The following is a 17,342-nucleotide window of genomic DNA, read 5'->3' on the forward strand; positions in this document are numbered from 1 at the left end:
TTGTGATTCCCAGGATGACCGGGCCGCTAACGACAAACAATTCGATTGTTTCTGTTCTCGCTCAACCTTTTCGTCGAGTTTGCTACCGTTGAGTATGGGTACGGTGAGCGCGGTGCGCATGGAAACCTTTCTCGCCGTTGCCAAGCACTCCAGCATTCGCCGCGCGGCCGCGCAGTTGCACATCACCGAGGCGGCGGCCTCCGCGGCCGTAGCACACATCGAGAAACAACTCGGCGCGAAACTCGTCGCCAAATCCGGGCGGGGTATCGCGCTCACCGAGGCCGGGCGGGTCTACGCCGACTACTGCCGCAGCATCCTCGGCTTGATGAAGGAGGCGCACGCCGCCGTCCGGGAAGCCGAGACCGGCCGGTTGCGTATCGGCGTGGTGGCGACCGCCGGCGAATACGTGCTGCTCCGGCTGCTCGCGTCCTTCCGCGTCCGGTACCCTGACATCGAACTGGGCCTGTCCATCCAGCCCCGCGATGTGCTCTACCTCGAATTGACCCACCACGAAACCGATCTCGTGATCGCCGGCCGCCCACCCCGCGACGCCGGACTGGTCACCCGCGCCCGCCGCCCCTGTCAACTCGTCGTGGTCGGCGCACCCGACGCCTGGCCCGACCCCTGCGAGGCCACCTGGCTCCTGCGCGGCAAAGGCTCCGGCACCCGCGACACCACCCTGGCCCTCTTCGACCGCCTCCAAATCCGCCCGCCCACACTGACTCTCGGCACCCACGGTGCCGCGCTGGCCGCCGCCCGCGAAGGACTGGGCATCACCCTCATCCACTCCGACGCCGTCGCGACCGACCTGGCCGCCGGTCTGCTCGAAGTCATCGCGGTCGAGGGCACCCCCCTCAACCGCCCCTGGCACGTCGTCACCACCCGCACCCCCGCCCCCGCCGCCCGCCTGTTCCTGTCCCACATCACCGATCCGGACAGGGTGGCGGACAAGGCCTTTCGCGGTGCGTGAAACCGATCGCCGAGTTTTCATCGATGAAAATCGCGCCCGGTCCCCTACAGCTGATTGACATTGCCCCTGGGGCAGGGTTTACGGTCCGGGTGTGAGAATTGGGGAAGTCGCGAGGTTGGCGGGCGTCAGCCCGAAAGCGATTCGACGGTACGAGGCAATGGGGTTGATTTCGCCGCGGCGATCGGCGAACGGATATCGCGAGTATTCCGAGTACGATGTCCGCGTGGTTCGGGAGATCCGGGCATTGGGTCGGCTCGGGATCGCGGTGGATCAGACCAGACCGTTTCTGGACTGCCTCTCCTCGGGCGGCGAGCATGTCGATGACTGTCCCGCATCACTGGCGGAATACCAGCGAGCCATCGATGAAATCGACTCGCGCATTACCGCATTGACCGAACGTCGGGGCGCGCTCGCGGCTCGATTGCGTGATGCCGCCTATCGCCACAGCCGGGTCGCACGACCTGTGACCGACCTCTTCACACTGCCGTCGGACTTGCCCGTGCCCAAGGACGACGGCGCGGCAGCACATCTGCCCGGTACGAGACTGCCCGCGCTCATGCTCGACTGCACGGACGGTACGAAGGTTGATCTGGCCGCGCTGTCTGCTGGGCGGACGATCATTTACCTCTATCCACTCACCGGCCGGCCCGATGCCGACATACCCCTCGGGTGGAACGAGATCCCTGGCGCACGTGGCTGCACCCCGGAGGCGTGCGGGTTTCGCGACCATCACGCTGAATTGCTGGCAGCCGGCGCCGCTCGGGTATACGGACTGTCCAGTCAGGACACCGAATATCAGCGCGAGGTCGTCGACCGTCTGAACCTTCCGTTCGGATTGCTCTCCGACACCTCCTTCCACCTGGCCGCCGAACTATCGCTTCCCACCTTCGAGTCGGGCGGCCAAGACCTCTACAAGCGCCTGACTCTCGTCGTCCGAGACGGGGTCATCGAGCATGTCTTCTACCCGGTCTTCCCGCCCGATCGCCATGCCGAGCAGGTGATCGAGTGGCTTCGATCGAGTACCACTCGCTCGCGGGCCGGGTAAGGCGGCGCCTGTATCGCTGCTGGTAGAGACTCTGGTCCGGCGGGGAAGGGAACGGCAAACGCTCGCCTTGCGTGGTGAAGGCGAGCGTTTGCCGAGCGGGCCCGGTGTCCGTCCAGATGGTTACCGATCCGGTACACGCGGGCGCATGTCCTAAAGATCGATGGTCTGTTCGATGATGTTGGTGCCCAGTTCTTCGGTGAACAGCGGGTTCCGGTTCGCTGCCGCGCCGGTGATGAGGTCATCGAAGGCACTGTTCTCGTAGTCGAAGCTGTCCGCGGTGATGCCGGGGCCCGCGACCTCGAGTCTGCGGGGTATGACTGGCCAGCAGCCGACCTGGTTGAGCTCGTCGGCCTCTGCGGCGGTCGGGGTAGTGCTGGAGTAGGACACGAACTGCCCGGTCTGGTGGTCGATGCGGTCGCACTCGCACCTGGCCAGGGTGTAGCGCAGTTGCAGGGCTCCGCGCCCGATCCCGCACACCGTGAACGGAGTCGAGTCCGGTCGCTCGCCGATCGCGCGGAACAGGACCTCGAGCACACTGCGGTGGGCGGCGCCGTCGAGAGTGTCACTACCTAGCGACACCAGGATCAAATCGGCGCCGGCGGCGCGGATCGCCTCCCGGAACGAGTACCTCGGGCTGTCGAGTTGCCGAGCGAAAGCACCGGGATCGGCGGCCGTCATGTCCGAGTCGCCCACCAAGATGAACGGTGCGCTCAGACTGCCGTCCCGGGCGGGAAAAACCGCTGCGCTGCCGAGCATGAGAGGCCAGTTACTGGCTGGTGCCACAGTCGTCATCGTCGAACTCCTCACGTGGTCGGGAAGATCCGGAGAAGAACCGAACTTGCAGCAGACACCCCGCAGCGCGGCATCGTGCGAACTGCGCACATCACACGCGGGGGCGCAGCCCATGCTACCGGGACCGTTGGGCCTGCGGACGAGCCTGGCCCCCAGTACAGGATCTCGCCCGTAGGACCCGATTCGGTCGGGTTTCAGAAGGTGAACTGGTCGCCATAGGCGGTGGTCTGCGCGAGTCCCTCGGGGGTGCTCACCGTGGTGGTGACGAAAGGGACGGCCGACACCGGCGAGGCGCATTGGGCGATATTGAGCGCGGCATTGTTGAACGCGATGCGATACGGGTACGTCGTGCCGGTGTCCAGGCGGGCCGTCTCCGTTCTCGCGACAGTGACCTGGCCGGGTCCCAGGTTCGCGAACACGCCTTCGCCCACGCCCAGCGTCCCGATGACACCGGGCCTGATGACCCGACCGGGAATTCTCGCGCCCAGCCGTTGATTGGTGCCGATCTCGACACCGAAGCCGCCGTCCACACTGATCCCGCAGCCGAGGATGAATCCCGCGACCGCCTCACCGGAGGTGATCCGGCCGCCGTCGACGGTGACCGAGTAATCGCCGGACATCTGCGCGGCATGCGAGAACGTCATGAGGAACTTCGGTGTCCGGTCACCGGGCGGGTTCGCCGCGATGCTGTCGACCGACGCCGTCAGATGGACTCCCCCGCCGGAGACCGCCGCGCCGGGCGGCTGGGCACCGCCGAGCCCGGCGCCACCGGTACAAAGGCCCACCACGGCCAGATTCGCAGCGGCCGTAGCGGCCACGGCGTCGGTGAACGAACGTCGCATGCCTGGGGCCTTCCGGTTCGCGACGATAGGAAACTCGAAAGCACAGGAACAAACCGCACGGGGGGATACCGCTTGGCAAGCCTAATCGGTGCCACCGCCAGGCGGCGTTACAGCAAAGCGTGTCGACCAGGCCATCCCGTCGATCCGACGCACATCGATACCGAAGCCGCCTCCCCTATTGATTCACGCTCGCGTCCGGAAAGCGATCGGTTCTCGTACCGTTCGGGCGCCGCGCGGAATCCGCAGCACCGCAACAACTCCGGGGCGTCCGGAAAACGTGTTGAGCAGTCGGGTTGTCCAGCAATCCTTGTCGGACCTTTCTCGCACACTCGGCCGCATGCCCGCGCCGTCTCGCGAGCTCGATCCGCCCGGTCCTCACACCCTCGACGCGACGCGCTCGATCCTGCCGGTGGCGGCGGAGCGCTCATCGGCTACGGGCGGGTATCGGGGTGGCCGGGTGCGGCGGGCGATTCCGGTGAGTGAGCTATCACACGATTTCATTAGTTAGCGGCATGCAACTATATTTAGGCGCTGTTCGTTCGTTGACCTGCGGGAGGCTCTGATGGCTGCGGCCCCAACCACCGGTTTGGATACCGGTGATGTCCAGACCATTCGGAGGCGACTCCGAATCGAGCATGACCACCCGCACTACAAGTGGGTAGCCCTGTCGAATACGACCCTGGGCATGCTCATGGTCACGATCAACTCCTCGATCGTGATCATCTCGCTTCCCGACATCTTCCGGGGCATCGATCTCAACCCGCTCGCGGCGGGCAATGTCAGCTACCTGCTGTGGATGATGATGGGCTTCCTGCTCGCGTCCGCGGTGCTGGTGGTCATGTTCGGTCGGCTCGGCGACATGGTCGGCCGCGTCAAGATCTACAACTACGGGTTCGTGATCTTCACGATCGCGGCGGTCGCGCTCTCGTTCGATCCGTTCACGCACGGCGGCGGTGCGGTGTGGCTCATCGGATGGCGTGTGTTCCAGGGAATCGGCGGCGCCATGCTCATGGCCAACGCGGCCGCCATCCTCACCGACGCGTTCCCCGCCGCACAGCGCGGCTTCGCGCTCGGCATCAATCAGGTTGCGGCCGTGGCCGGTTCGTTCCTGGGCCTGCTGCTGGGCGGCCTGCTCGCGCAGTGGGACTGGAAGGCCGTGTTCTGGGTGAGCGTGCCGTTCGGCATTCTCGGGACCGTGTGGTCGTACCGGTCGCTGCACGACAACGGTCAACGCAACGCGGGCTCGCTCGACATTCCGGGCACCGTCACCTTCGCGGTCGGACTGACCGCCCTGCTCACTGGCATCACCTATGGCATTCAGCCGTACGGGGATTCGAATACCGGCTGGTCCAACCCGTGGGTGCTGGCCGCGGTGTTCGGCGGTATCGCGGTGCTCGCGCTGTTCTGCTGGATCGAGACCAAGGTGGAGCAGCCGATGTTCCACCTGTCGCTGCTCAAGGTCCGAGCGTTCGGGCTCGGTAACCTGGCCGGACTGATGTCGTCCCTGGGTCGTGGCGGTCTGCAGTTCATGCTGATCATCTGGCTGCAGGGCATCTGGCTGCCGCTGCACGGCTTCGACTACGAGTCCACACCGCTGTGGGCGGGCATCTACCTGCTGCCGCTGACGGTGGGATTCCTTGTGGCCGGGCCGGTTTCGGGCAAACTGTCCGACCTCTACGGCCCGCGGCTGTTCGCGACCCTCGGCATGGCGATCACCGCGGTGACGTTCGTACTGCTGGTGGTGTTGCCGGTGGACTTCCCCTACTGGGCGTTCGCGGTGGTCATCGCGCTCAACGGCCTGGGCTCGGGCATGTTCGCCTCGCCCAACACCGCCGAGGTCATGTCCGCGGTGCCGGCGTCGCAGCGCGGTGTCGCGTCCGGCATGCGCGGCACGCTGCTCAATGGCGGTATGGCGCTGTCGATCGGTGTGTTCTTCTCGCTCATGATCATCGGCCTGTCCAATACGCTGCCGAGCGCGATGAATTCGGGTCTGCAGGCGCAGGGTGTGCCCGCCAATGTCGCGGAGAACATCTCCGGTCTGCCGCCGGTCGGCAGCCTGTTCGCGGCCTTCCTCGGTGTGAATCCGATCGAGGCGCTGCTGGGCCCGACCGGCATCCTGGACCACCCGGGCGTGCACAAGGACGTCCTCACGGGCCAGGAGTTCTTCCCGCACTTGATCTCCGGCCCGTTCCACTCGGGTCTGGTCGTGGTCTTCCTGGGAGCCGCGATTATGATGCTGATCGGCGCGGTGGCCTCGTGGTTCGCCGGTAGCCCCACCGTCCCGGACGAGGCTGCCGAACTGCGGGAAGCCGTCCGCGAGGGAATCTGACCGGAGGAGATCACGCTGCCCGAGCCCACGAGCGTCGCCGACCCCGACCAGCTCACCGAAGCTGCCGACCTGTACCACTCGATCGGCCGCCTCCTACGCTTGTTGCGCCACTCCGGCGACCTCGGGGCCCTCAGCCCCGGGGCGGCCTCGGCCCTGGCGACCGTCGCCCGCTCCGGACCCCTCCGCCTCGGCGACCTCGCCAATATCGAACGGGTCAGCGCCCCAACCATGTCCCGCATAGTGACGGGTCTGGAAAAGGGCGGCTACCTGACCCGGGACGCCGACCCGGAAGACGGCCGGGCCCAACTCCTCACCGCCACAGCCGCCGCCCACAACCTGGTCACCGGCCTCACCTCCGCCCGCATCCAGCGCTTCGCCGGCGCCCTCGAATCCCTCACTCCGGCCCAGCGTGAGTCCGTCAGATCCGGCCTCAACACCCTCATCGAGGCCCTCGACCAGTAGCGTCGCCCCGCTCAGCGAGGCGACGTCCGGCAGCACTCCCCGGTGCCCGGTCACCGTCGGGCGCGTGGTCAGGAGGTCAGGACGGAACGGATCCGATTGTCCGGGTCCACACGATTGCGGAGCTCGGACAGGCGGGTGTGGTTGTCGCCGTAATAGCGGGACAGCGGATCGCCGGGCTCCAGGTAGTTGACGTACGCGCCGACCGAATCGGGGGCGAGGATGGTGTGGGCGTCGGAGAGCCAGGCCATTGCGGCGTCGTGCGGAATCGGTTCGTAGGCACCCCATTCCACCATGGCGGCGTGGTTGCGCCAGGGGAAGGCGGTGGCGGTGGGCGACAGATCGCGGATCGCGCCGTCGAGGGTGTTGATCTGTACCCAGCCGGTGCCGCCGACGCTGGAGAACCGGGTGATGGCCTCGAGCACCCGGCCGATGGTGTCGGGGGTGAGGTCCGAGACGATGTCGGAGCCGTTGGTGAAGGCGACGCGCGGCTGATCCGCGGTGCCGCCTGCCAGATACAGAACGGTGTCCATATGGCTGAGGGTGCGGGTATCGATGTTGGCGGGCGCGACGCCGATCGCATCGGTGAGCGCGGTCGTCACCGTATCGGCCGAACCCGCGGGGCAGACCAGTTGCATCCAGCAGCGGAGGCCACCCTCGCCGTCGGCGTCCAGGCTGACATCGGCCCACTGGTCGCGGTCGGCGTCGCGCAGCCACTCCTGCCAGCCGCCGATGACGCGATCCGCGTTCTCGCCCGAGAAAGTCAGGCGCACCACGTCTTTCGCGGTCGCCGGGATGGTGTCGAAGGTCAGCGAGGTGACGATGCCGAACAGCGAGCCGCCACCGCGCAGCGCCCAGAACAGGTCGGGGCTGGCGGTGGCGGACACCTCGGTGATGGTGCCGTCGGGCTGGACCAGGGTGGCGGCGGTCAGCCGATCACAGGTGAGGCCGTAGGCACGGGATTCGAAGCCGAACCCGCCGCCCATGGTGAGACCCGCGACGCCGACGCTGGGACACATGCCCGTCGGCAGACTCTGGCCGGACCGGTCGAGTTCCCCGTATACCTCGTACAGGGTGTGGCCCGGTGATATGACGGCCTGTCCGGCCTCGACTCGGACGCCGCGCAGCCGCCGGACGTCGACAATCAGTGTGCCGGTCGCCGTGGAGACCCCGGCGTAGGAATGCCCGCCCGCCCGCGCCGCGACCTCGAGATCGTTCTCGGCCGCGAAGCCGAAGGCCGTGGCCACATCGGCGGCATCCGCGACCTGCACGATGGCCGTGGGCATCTCGTCGTCGAAGCGAGTGTTGAAGACCTCTTTGGCCATCGGGTATCCGAGATCGCCGGGCAGTATCACCCGGCCGCGCAGCTTGTCCTGCAACGCACGCCATTTCGGGTCGGCACTGCCGGTGCTGGAGCCGGATACGCTGTCCGAGGAGCCGGCGGTGCCGTCTGAGGAGCCTGCGGCGGGCGCGGCGTCGGAGGCGGGCAGTCGGGTGGTTCCGGCGAAACCGACACCGGCGACGGCGATTCCGAGCGCTCCCCGAAGAAACACGCTACGGGTGAAGCGGGGTCTCACAACAATCCCCCTTGGCCGATCGAGATGCGGTGCGCCACCCGGTTATTCGCTGTAGATATCAAAGTTCGCGACCCACCTATACCCATCGAACAACACAACACCACTCGATCATGGTTCACCCACTGTTCATTCACTCAATCGAGCCCGGGTGTCGACCGCCTCGCTACCGAGATCCCTAATCAGCCGGGGCGTCGGGCGGAATGAGCCACCGGGCGAAGATCTGTTCCGGACTCACGGTAACCACATCAGCCCGCCCCACGAGATCCCCTGGCAGCTCACCCTTCTCGAAATACCCCAGACCCAGCACGATCACAGCATCGACCCCCGGATTCGCAACCAACACCCGCAACCGATGAACAGGCCGATCAGTATGCGGCCCGAACACCGCGATCCTGCGCAGGTCATAACCCAGCCGCGCAGCCAGCGCCCGAATTTGAGCTTCGTCCCACTGCCGCCGCACCCCCGACACATTCACGAGCCGCGCAAGCGATCGCGGCGGCCGTCCTCAACGTTCATCCAAGCGACTGCGCAGGAAGGCCGAGCCCTGGCCCGCCTCGGCGATACCGCTGGCACTTACAACGTCTTGCGCCGGGTAGCCCGCCTCGTCTCCGGCCTACGCGTACCAGATCGCCCCGAGCACCACTTCCGTTATGACCCTGCGAAATCCGATGCCTACATCGCGACGACACTGTCGTGGCTCGGTGATCCGGCCGCGTCGATCCCTCCCCGGTCAGAGGCGGCTGTAGGTCTCGATGTCCTCGGTGAACTCCTCGATGGCCTGCGTGGTGAGCGTCGGTCGCGTGTTGGCGATGGCGTCAAGATAGTCGTCGGTGCTGGCCGGTTTGCCCAGTCGCCGGCTGACCTCGCGCTCGAAGGCCGCTTGCGAGCCCTTGCGTGCAGCGAACTCGATGTCGGCAGGGGTGAAGAGCTCACTCGCCGCGACCAGCGCGGCCACATCCACCGATTCAGCGGCGGAGCCGAGATAGCGGGACCAGATTGCCGCGCGCGCACCGGAGTTCGGCGGGCCGATCGGGATGATGTAGTCGAAGCGGCCAGGTCGCATGAAAGCCGGGTCGAGGGAGCGGACCGAGTTGGTGGCGCAGGCCAACAGCCTGTCATCGTGCTCACGGAATCCGGGGATCAGCTTGAGCAGCTCATTGGTGACCCCGTGCCCGGGATCGACTGCTTGCCCGGAACGCACACCAGCGATCTCCTCGACCTCGTCGATGAAGAGCAGCACCGCCTCCAGTTCGGCGAGGTCCGCGAACGCCTCCCGCAGGGCCGCGGCCAGCCCCTCGCTGGTGGCGGCGGCGAGCCGGGAGGGAAACAACTCCACGAAAGGCCATTTCAGTCGGGAAGCCACCGCCTTGGCGAAGCTCGTTTTGCCGGTCCCGGGGGGACCGAACAGGATGAAAGCCTTCGGCGGGGCGACGTTGTACCGCTCGGACAAGGCGGGTTCCGCCAGCGGCAGCACGATCCGCTGTTCGACGATCTGCTTCTCCGCCTCCATGCCAGCCATCTGGTTCCACAGTCCCACCGGCAGCATCCGCCCCCCGAGCAACGCGAGCAGGTCCGCATCGGCCACTCCGGACGGCTCGGGCCGTTCGTAGTAGGTGAGGTCGCCACGAGCGAGGTAACCGGAATTCTCCAGGGCCTTGGTTCCGGTGCTGTGTGAGGGCAGCAGCGCGCTGATGCGGCGCACCCCTTGCGCACGCAGTCGTCGCTCGAGCTCGGCGAGCAACGCGCTGCCGATCCCGCGCTCGCGCCACTGTCCTGCCAGGGCCACCAGAAGCACCCAGGCGCGCTCCCCATGGACCTGCGCTACCGCGATGCCGACGAGTTCCTCGCCGACCACGGCCACGACGCCGCCCTGGCCGCCCCGGGCCGCCGCCATCGCCTCGGAGATGGAAAACACCGGCGTGGCATCGTCGATCTGCCGGTTCTGATCCCATATCCGAAGCGCTTGGTCAAGATCGCCTTCTCGGAAGTCGCGCAATCGCCACAGAGCCATGACACCACCTCACCCAATCGCGGACCACCATTCTCCCCGCTGCGCCGACAACACCGCCACGCACGAACAACGAGCCCAGCGCATGCGGTTTCGGCCCAGCTGGTCACCATGGCGAGCTTGCAGGACTCTCGGCACACTGGCCACACCCAGCCGTAGCGGGCTTCATACAGAAGCTCCAGGAGCAGGCTGATCTCCACCTCGTAGCAGCGCCCAGTGGACACCGATCGGCCGCGCCCGACCGCGGATTCCAAGGGCGTTGGGCGGCGCGGCATGCCACGTTCTGCGATCTCATGGTCCGCCACCGGTCTGCGGCTATCCGAGCAGGCCGCGTTGACGGTCTTCGACATCCCGATCGATCGAACAGTTTGGCTGTCGGGACCGGTCGCGAAAGGTGGTTCAGCGCGGTGGGTGCCCGTGCTTCACGGGCATGGCTGCCGCCGCAGGTACACCGCGTCGGTCCGGTCCCGGATTCTGAGAGACCACTGTGGCAGCGTTAATGAACTGGACAGAAAGGGTCGGTCTGCGCGTGGCGGCGGTGTTCTTCGGTATGCCTCGTCAGTAGCGTCGGGGACCGTGCGGTGTTGCCGCCCGCGGGGGTTGCGATGCTGCGCAACAGGCCATTTCGGGCGAACAGGGGGAGCTGGTTGTCTGCAGTGGATCAGGTGCGACGATTCCGCCGCCGGGGTGCGCGGCACTCTGCTCATCACGCTGTGCCTCGTCATACCGGTATTCGATTGCGCGGCCTGCCGTTCCGTTCGAGGGCCCGGCACAACGCCGATGGCCAACACGGTCGGATCTAGGACTGCTCGGTTCAGCATCGCGCTCATCGCATCACCGCCCTGGTCTTCGCCCCCGCACCGAATCTCGAAGTCTGTAGTCGCTCGGGCTGAGCCATGGAGACAGCGCGCGGGTTAGACAAGGAGATTTGTGGTGTTCACTCGTTTGGGAGACGCGGTCTATCGATTCCGCTGGGCGGTCATCGGTGTCGTCGTGGGTGCCCTGCTAGCTCTCGGTGCCTACGGGCTGGGACTGGATGACCACCTCAGCCCGGGCGGATTGGACGATCCGACCTCGCAGGCGGCCCAGGCCGCGCAACTCGAGGACCGCACGTACGGACGCAGCCATCTCTCCGATGTCCTGGTCCTCTACACCGCTCCCGACGGCGGCAGCATCGATGATCCCGGGCTCAGTCAGAAGATCGTCGACAACCTCAACCGGTTACCGCGCGAACACCCCGACCAGATCAGCAAAATCAACGGCGCCTACTGGAAGACCGACACCGGCGAATACGCACCCAAAATGATGGGCTCGCCCGACAAGCGGCACGCCTTCGCCGCGATCGCCATCAAAGGCGATGACGACACGACCACCATGCGCCACTTCCGAGAAGTCAAGAACGCCTTCGCCATCGACGGCGTCACCGTGCAGGTCACCGGCCTGCAGCCGATCGGGGGCGCACTGTTCGACACCATGGCCCAAGACCAGCAGCGGATGGAAGTGCTGGCGTTGCCGGCGGTGGCGATCCTGCTGTTCGTCATCTTCGGCGGCATCGTCGCGGCCTCGCTTCCGCTGATCGTCGGTGGCCTCACCATCGTCGGCGCCACCGGAATCGTCATGGTGATCACGAAGTTCACCGACGTGAACTCCTTTGTCAGCGCCGTTGTTTCGATGATCGGCTTCGGACTGGCCATCGACTACGGCCTGTTCATCGTCAGCCGCTTCCGCGAGGAACTCGCCGTCGGGTACGACACCCGCGCCGCGGTGCGCCGCACCGTGATGACCGCCGGGCGTACGGTGGCGTCGTCTGCCACGATGATCATCGCCGCCAGTTCGGGCATGCTCCTGTTTCCACAGGGGTTCCTCAAATCCGTGGCCTACGGGACCATGGCGGCCGTGCTGCTGGCAGCACTCACCGCGATCACCCTGCTACCCGCCATGCTGTCGGTGCTGGGCCCGCGCGTGGACAAATGGGGCTGGAAGCGACTGCGCAAGACCAAGACCGCCCACGAAACCGACAACGGCTTCTGGGACCGGCTCACCGCCTGGGTGATGCGTCATCCGCTCAAAGTCATACTCCCGCTGACGATCGGGCTGCTGCTTCTGGTCATCCCGGTCGAGGACCTGGCCTTCGGCGGACTCGACGAAACCTACCTACCGCCGGACAACCCGACCCGAGTCGCACAAGCCGACTTCGACCGGTCCTTTCCCCTGCGCAAGGCTTACCCGATCGAACTGGTCATCGTCACCGACAACCCGAGCAAGGTCGGCCCGATCATCTCCCAAGCCAACCAGGCACCCGGGCTCGCGCCACGCGCCGCCTTCGCCATCGACCAAACCCCACCCAAGGGCACCAACGTCTGGACAACCTCCGCGGCGATCGCCGACAGCAACAACGCCGGACCGACCATCGAGTATCTCCGGTCGATGGACGTCCCCGAAGGCACGCAAGTACTGGTCGGTGGCCAGCCCGCGATCCAATACGACAGCGTCGACACGCTGGTGTCGCGCCTACCGTGGATGATCCTGCTGGTCGTGTCCATCACGATGCTGCTGATGTTCCTGACGTTCGGCTCGGTCGTGCTGCCGATCAAAGCCGCATTGATGAGCGCGCTCGGGCTCGGCTCCACCCTCGGCATCCTGACCTGGATCTTCATCGACGGTCATGGCGCGTCGCTGCTCAACTTCACTCCGCAACCGATCACGTCGCCGGTGCTCGTGCTGATCATCGCGATCATCTACGGCCTGTCGATCGACTATGAGGTTTTCCTGCTCTCCCGGATGGTCGAAGCGCGTACCCGCGGCGCGAGCACCACCGAAGCTGTCCGAATCGGGACCGCGCAAACGGGGCGCATCATCACCGCGGCCGCGCTGATCCTGCTCATGGTGACCGGCGCGTTCGCGTTCTCCGATCTGGTGATGATGCAGTACATCGCCTTCGGCATGGTCTCGGCCTTGTTCATCGACGCCACGGTGCTGCGCATGCTGCTGGTGCCGGCCACCATGAAACTGCTCGGTGATGACAGTTGGTGGGCACCGGGATGGATGAAGAAGATTCAGCAGAAGATCGGGCTCGGCGAACCGGTCCTCGATGACGAGCTTCCCGGCGGCGGTGAAATGGTGGACCTGGTCAAAACCACTCCGATCACCGACCCGGTCACCGAACAGATAGCACTGCTGCCCGACGGCACACCGGCCACCCAACCACGGTCTTCCCGCAGAGTCCGTCCCCGCAGAATCAACAGCGAGGCCCCGACCGTCCGCCTCGATGACACCACCGCCGCCCTACCGAGGGGTGCAACACCCAGTACACCGCCCCCATGGAATTCCTGAAGAACAGGCCGGGATGTGCCGACCCAATCCGTCAAACGGTCAGTGACAAACCGTGTCTAATAACGGATCCAGGTTCCGACGGAGCATTGCGCCCACGCGTAGAGCGTGCCGGGCGCGGCGGTGGTGAGGTCGAGGATCTTGACCGATGTCCTACTGGAACGGATCGGTCAGCACGATTGGGCGAGGTGCCCGGCACAGGGCGGATTTACTGGGGTTCGGCCTCGGTCTGCCCTGCGTGATGGCATGCTGAGCAGCGGATACGTCCCCTGCTCAACTGGGTTCAGCACAGCTGCGGGCACGCCGTTACCCGCAGACGACTCGCGGGAAGGTGAGGGCAATGAGTAGAAGCAGCCAGAAGCTTCGCGGTGAAGATGAAATTGGCGTCAAGCTCGCAGTTTCTGACCACTCGTATCATTCGGCCGCGCTCGGGTACGCGGCGACACGACGGAAGAAATGGCCGGACAGGACGTTTGTGGTGACCGACGTCGGTCCTACCAGGGAACCTGCGTCCACCGACCGCCCGACCAAGTCGCCGTTGCCTCGGGTGGTTTCCCTCACGCCCTACGACAGACCTGGCGCTGCTCCGATGCAGGTCCTGGCCTATGTCCCGACGAACTTCAACAAACCCCTGCGCGTCGGGGACGCGGTGGTGACCCGCATGTCCAAGCACGGCGCGCACAAAGGGCTACCGGGAGTGCACCTCCGTATCGTCGGCGCAGAACCAGTGGACGTTGCCCTGCGGAGGCACCACCGCGAATCGGAGGGCCGACATGCGCGGAAAGTCGAACAGACACCGAAGACGCCAAGGCTCAAGAAACGTCGGTGAGGGTCGAGCCGCCGCCATCCATTGTTTGACACGAAAGCGGCTGGGACCCCGGTGAATCAGTCGCTGAAGGCGGCCGAAACCTGATAGGCGATGTGCTGTCTGGGGCTCAGCACCATGAAGTGGCTGGTCCATCGTCACGAGTTCGGAACCCCTTGTCGGCGTAAGGCGGCTGGGTCGAATACTTCCGCAGCTGGGGAAAACTACGCGGGTGGTTCGGGGTGGAGGCGGGTGTGGAGGTAGGCGAGGATTTCGTCTCGGGCCTGGAGGGTGGGGTGGCCTTGTTCGTCGACGAGGTGGGCGGTGACGACGCTGTGGGGGGTTTGGACGATGTGCTGGAAGAAGGGTGGGGGGTTGGGGTTGGCGTGGGTGCCGGAGAGGACTCGGCCGTCGAAGCGGTCGCCGAGGAGTTGGGTGTAGGCGGCGAAACGCTGGCCGGTGCACCATTTGTCGTTGTCGAAACGGTAGGCGAGGGCGCGGAGGTCGTCGCGTTCGAAGCGGGCGGCGATGGCGGTCGCGTCCTCCGGGGAGAGCTCGAGGCCGGCGGGGTCGTCGAGTGGAAGGGACGGGTGGTTGATGACGGGGGCGATGACCGCGGGTTCGAGGGTCATGGTGAGTGCGAAGTTTCCGGTGAAGCACATGCCCACCGCGCCGACGCCGGGGCCGCCGGATTCGGCGTGGGCCAGGCGGGCCAGGGCGCGCAGCCACACGGCGACGGGGCTGGTGCCGCCGCCGCGGAAGGCGCGAAACTCCTTGCTGACGCAGGTCTTCCGTGCGATCGGGTCGCCCAGTTCGACCGTCGGGTACGCGCCGTCCACACCGAACAGTGAGGGCACGTAGACGGTGAAGCCCGCGTCGCGGACCCACCGCGCGAAGCGCAGCACATCGGGGCTGATGCCGGGCATCTCCGGCATGACGATCACCGCCGGCCCGCTGCCTGCCACATAGACGGTCTTGTCCGCGCCTTCCAGTGCAATGGTGCGCTTGGTGAAATCGCCCAGAGTGTCGTCAGGCGTTGGGTTTTCGGACTGCACGGGCGCAGGGCCTTTCCTCGATACGACGAATCGATTCGATCGTATCGGGCAGGCAGTCGGGTGAAACGAGTGTGTTTATCCGTCAGCCGTGCTGCAGGTACTTGACCAGGGCCTCGCGCTCGGTTTCGAGTTCGGAGATCTGGCTCTTGACGACGTCTCCGATGCTGACGATGCCGATCATCCGGCCGTCGCGGAGGACCGGGAGGTGGCGGATCCGGTGCTCGGTCATGGTGGCGTTGAGGGTTTCCACGCGGTCGTCGGGCGAGCAGGTGTGCACGGCGGCGGTCATGATCGAAGAGACGGAGGCGTCGAGGAGTGCGGCGCCTTGGTCATGGAGTCGGCGCACGATGTCTCGTTCGGAGACGATGCCTGACATGGCGGCACCGTCCCGCGAGACGATCACCGCGCCCACATTGTGGGTCGCCAGGACCCTGAGCAGTTCACGCACTGATGCATCGGGTGCAATCGTGACCACGCCGCTGCCCTTCCGGCGCAGTATTTCAGAGATTCGCATGTGTCCACCGCCCAACGCTCGGGACTATCCGTGGTTACTAGGATGCCGCTGATAACCGGGCGTGACCAGCAAAGATTGCGATTCGATGCCTAACCGGATGCGCGGGCGTCGAGACCCGCGTGCCACCTTCCGGCAGTAGGGTTATCTCAATAGTTGCCAACTGGCATCATCCGCCGTGGTCGCTGCGCTGAAGTATGCCGGACCTGACTAAATTCTCGGTCCTTCCGGGAGTTATTAGCCCGGATCGATCAAAGAATCGAAGATGAATACCCGGCCGCCAAGAAGTAGCTGACTGCCTGGTTGCGGCACTGTCGGCCGCCTGGGTGCCGCGGGCACCCAATCCGGACGGCCCGGCGGGCGAATATGGGTGCCGTTGGCCGACCCGCGGTCCATCACCAGCACGTCCCACCCCACGAGCCGGATCTCGGCGTGCACCCGCGACATGCCTCCGGAGGTTTCGGGGATCCGAATCGCCTGCGCACCGCGCCGCACCTGGTCGGATCGTTCCGGCTCCCGCCCGATCACCAGATCGCTGTCGAGCGCATACGAGGTCCCGTCATCGAGCAGCAGCACACCCAGCGGCGGCCGGATGCCCCCGGTGAGCACACAGGTCACGGCTCCATCCGAATGCCGCACAGAGCACGCGCGGATCGTTGAGATGGCCACGCGCGCAATCGTATCCGTGCACGACGACCCCGAGCCGAGTGGCACGCGATGCCTTCTTGCCCGCACTGCCGGACGCGGCATCCCACGGCCTTGCGGGCTCGTTCGCCGGCTGCCCATTGCGTATCGATTGCCCCACGCGACCACGCCGTCCACGCTGGCCACCAGGTGGCTGCCCGGCACCACCTCGACCCGGGTGCTCATCTCACCCGGCTCCCGCCTGCCCCACCAACCCGTCGGTCCACGCGTCGGTTTCGATGCGGCGCTGCGTGATGGGTCCCCTCGTTCGCTGGATGGTACCGGTCGCGAATGACGAACAATCGGCCATCGACGTAGTGCGCGACAGGCGATTCCGCGACGCGCGCGCGACTTCGGGCGAAGCTGCCCCGCACTCCCCCACCAGGGACGTAGCATGCGGAACGTGGCCGATGCGAAACGTCCCGCCGCGGTGCGGGTCCTCGTCTACAGCAATGACGCCGATACCCGGAGCCAGGTGATGCTGGCGCTGGGGAGACGGCCGCACCCGGATCTGCCGCCCATCGAATACCTCGAGGTGGCGACCGGGCCGGTCGCCGTCGAGCGCGTGGACGCCGGCAATCTGGATCTGCTGATCCTCGATGGCGAGTCGGCCCCGGAGGGCGGTCTCGGCCTGGCCAAGCAACTCAAGGACGAGATCGCGGACTGCCCGCCGATCGTCGTGCTGACCGGCCGCCCGGACGATGCCTGGCTGGCCAATTGGTCGCGCGCCGAGGCCGCGGTGCCCCACCCCATCGACCCCATCCGGCTCACCGAGGCTGTCTTGGGTGTGCTCGGTAATAGCTTCGCGGCCTGATCTTCGTTCGCCCTCGTGATCAGGGCAAACCCATGTCACGTGACATTCGCGATTGCGTCCGATCGGTCATAAAAGACCGTTCCGAATTCGATCAAACGCGATTGCGAATCGTGATGTATCT

Annotated in this window: 15 protein-coding genes; 7 read left to right on the forward strand and 8 right to left on the reverse strand. The window is 66.0% G+C overall.

The window, feature by feature from the left end; all coding sequences use genetic code 11:
• The first annotated feature begins 94 nt into the window (after nt 1-94).
• Nucleotides 95-970, forward strand: coding sequence for a LysR substrate-binding domain-containing protein (locus tag AB0L60_RS11085; protein ID WP_364610749.1), 876 nt, complete (start codon nt 95-97; stop codon nt 968-970).
• A gap of 91 nt (nt 971-1,061) precedes the next feature.
• On the forward strand, nt 1,062-2,015 hold the full coding sequence (locus AB0L60_RS11090; RefSeq protein WP_364610752.1) for a MerR family DNA-binding transcriptional regulator: 954 nt from the start codon (nt 1,062-1,064) through the stop codon (nt 2,013-2,015).
• A gap of 150 nt (nt 2,016-2,165) precedes the next feature.
• On the opposite strand, the gene AB0L60_RS11095 is transcribed toward AB0L60_RS11090, so the two are convergent.
• Both AB0L60_RS11095 and AB0L60_RS11100 read right to left on the reverse strand, forming a co-directional pair.
• Nucleotides 2,166-2,807 (reverse strand): hypothetical protein, encoded by a 642-nt coding sequence (locus AB0L60_RS11095; RefSeq protein ID WP_364610755.1) that lies wholly within the window; start codon nt 2,805-2,807, stop codon nt 2,166-2,168.
• A 194-nt stretch (nt 2,808-3,001) separates the two neighbouring features.
• Nucleotides 3,002-3,649 (reverse strand): MspA family porin, encoded by a 648-nt coding sequence (locus AB0L60_RS11100; RefSeq protein ID WP_364610758.1) that lies wholly within the window; start codon nt 3,647-3,649, stop codon nt 3,002-3,004.
• A gap of 562 nt (nt 3,650-4,211) precedes the next feature.
• Here AB0L60_RS11100 and AB0L60_RS11105 point away from each other — a divergent pair.
• Nucleotides 4,212-5,978 carry an MFS transporter gene (locus AB0L60_RS11105; RefSeq protein ID WP_364610761.1) on the forward strand — a complete coding sequence of 589 codons (1,767 nt, stop codon included), beginning with the start codon at nt 4,212-4,214 and terminating at the stop codon, nt 5,976-5,978.
• Nucleotides 5,979-6,077: 99 nt separating this feature from the next.
• Nucleotides 6,078-6,440 carry a MarR family transcriptional regulator gene (locus AB0L60_RS11110; RefSeq protein WP_364610764.1) on the forward strand — a complete coding sequence of 121 codons (363 nt, stop codon included), beginning with the start codon at nt 6,078-6,080 and terminating at the stop codon, nt 6,438-6,440.
• A gap of 68 nt (nt 6,441-6,508) precedes the next feature.
• Here AB0L60_RS11110 and AB0L60_RS11115 read toward each other — a convergent pair whose 3' ends face one another.
• The 3 genes from AB0L60_RS11115 to AB0L60_RS11125 all read right to left on the reverse strand — a co-directional run bounded on the left by AB0L60_RS11115 (nt 6,509) and on the right by AB0L60_RS11125 (nt 10,025).
• On the reverse strand, nt 6,509-7,990 hold the full coding sequence (locus AB0L60_RS11115) for an FAD-binding protein (RefSeq protein WP_364610767.1): 1,482 nt from the start codon (nt 7,988-7,990) through the stop codon (nt 6,509-6,511).
• Nucleotides 7,991-8,189: 199 nt separating this feature from the next.
• Entirely contained in the window at nt 8,190-8,474 is a 285-nt protein-coding gene (locus AB0L60_RS11120; RefSeq protein WP_364610770.1) for a hypothetical protein, read from the reverse strand.
• Between the two features lie 270 nt (nt 8,475-8,744).
• A complete protein-coding gene (locus AB0L60_RS11125) occupies nt 8,745-10,025 on the reverse strand; it encodes a GNAT family N-acetyltransferase (protein ID WP_364610773.1) in 1,281 nt (426 codons plus the stop codon).
• Nucleotides 10,026-10,955: 930 nt separating this feature from the next.
• Between AB0L60_RS11125 and AB0L60_RS11130 the strand changes: the two genes are divergently transcribed.
• Together AB0L60_RS11130 and AB0L60_RS11135 are read left to right on the forward strand one after the other, a co-directional pair.
• The gene (locus AB0L60_RS11130; RefSeq protein ID WP_364610776.1) at nt 10,956-13,355 is read left to right on the forward strand and encodes an MMPL family transporter; all 2,400 of its coding nucleotides are present in this window, start codon (nt 10,956-10,958) and stop codon (nt 13,353-13,355) included.
• Nucleotides 13,356-13,692: 337 nt separating this feature from the next.
• Nucleotides 13,693-14,181 (forward strand): hypothetical protein, encoded by a 489-nt coding sequence (locus tag AB0L60_RS11135; RefSeq protein WP_364610779.1) that lies wholly within the window; start codon nt 13,693-13,695, stop codon nt 14,179-14,181.
• A 200-nt stretch (nt 14,182-14,381) separates the two neighbouring features.
• Here the strand turns inward: AB0L60_RS11135 and AB0L60_RS11140 are convergent, their stop codons facing one another.
• The 3 genes from AB0L60_RS11140 to AB0L60_RS11150 all read right to left on the reverse strand — a co-directional run bounded on the left by AB0L60_RS11140 (nt 14,382) and on the right by AB0L60_RS11150 (nt 16,392).
• The gene (locus tag AB0L60_RS11140; protein ID WP_364610782.1) at nt 14,382-15,212 is read right to left on the reverse strand and encodes a dienelactone hydrolase family protein; all 831 of its coding nucleotides are present in this window, start codon (nt 15,210-15,212) and stop codon (nt 14,382-14,384) included.
• 82 nt (nt 15,213-15,294) lie between these two features.
• Complete coding sequence (locus AB0L60_RS11145; RefSeq protein ID WP_354832789.1) at nt 15,295-15,726, reverse strand: CBS domain-containing protein; 432 nt, start codon at nt 15,724-15,726, stop codon at nt 15,295-15,297.
• Nucleotides 15,727-15,960: 234 nt separating this feature from the next.
• Nucleotides 15,961-16,392 (reverse strand): FHA domain-containing protein, encoded by a 432-nt coding sequence (locus tag AB0L60_RS11150; protein WP_364610786.1) that lies wholly within the window; start codon nt 16,390-16,392, stop codon nt 15,961-15,963.
• A gap of 409 nt (nt 16,393-16,801) precedes the next feature.
• Here AB0L60_RS11150 and AB0L60_RS11155 point away from each other — a divergent pair, with 409 nt between their 5' ends.
• Nucleotides 16,802-17,221: a hypothetical protein gene (locus tag AB0L60_RS11155; protein WP_364610789.1), complete on the forward strand. Its 420-nt coding sequence runs from the start codon at nt 16,802-16,804 to the stop codon at nt 17,219-17,221.
• Nucleotides 17,222-17,342: the final 121 nt, after the last annotated feature.

Origin of the sequence: Nocardia sp. NPDC051981 (genome assembly GCF_040680715.1) — a bacterium.
Classification (GTDB): Bacteria; Actinomycetota; Actinomycetes; order Mycobacteriales; family Mycobacteriaceae; genus Nocardia.

Excerpts from the sequence above, each read along its gene's own strand:
- AB0L60_RS11095 (WP_364610755.1), bottom strand. The coding sequence starts at position 2,807 with ATGACGACTGTGGCACCAGCCAGTAACTGGCCTCTCATGCTCGGCAGC.
- AB0L60_RS11105 (WP_364610761.1), top strand. The coding sequence starts at position 4,212 with ATGGCTGCGGCCCCAACCACCGGTTTGGATACCGGTGATGTCCAGACC.
- AB0L60_RS11145 (WP_354832789.1), bottom strand. The coding sequence starts at position 15,726 with ATGCGAATCTCTGAAATACTGCGCCGGAAGGGCAGCGGCGTGGTCACG.
- AB0L60_RS11125 (WP_364610773.1), bottom strand. The coding sequence starts at position 10,025 with ATGGCTCTGTGGCGATTGCGCGACTTCCGAGAAGGCGATCTTGACCAA.
- AB0L60_RS11100 (WP_364610758.1), bottom strand. The coding sequence starts at position 3,649 with ATGCGACGTTCGTTCACCGACGCCGTGGCCGCTACGGCCGCTGCGAAT.
- AB0L60_RS11135 (WP_364610779.1), top strand. The coding sequence starts at position 13,693 with ATGAGTAGAAGCAGCCAGAAGCTTCGCGGTGAAGATGAAATTGGCGTC.
- AB0L60_RS11085 (WP_364610749.1), top strand. The coding sequence starts at position 95 with ATGGGTACGGTGAGCGCGGTGCGCATGGAAACCTTTCTCGCCGTTGCC.
- AB0L60_RS11155 (WP_364610789.1), top strand. The coding sequence starts at position 16,802 with ATGCGGAACGTGGCCGATGCGAAACGTCCCGCCGCGGTGCGGGTCCTC.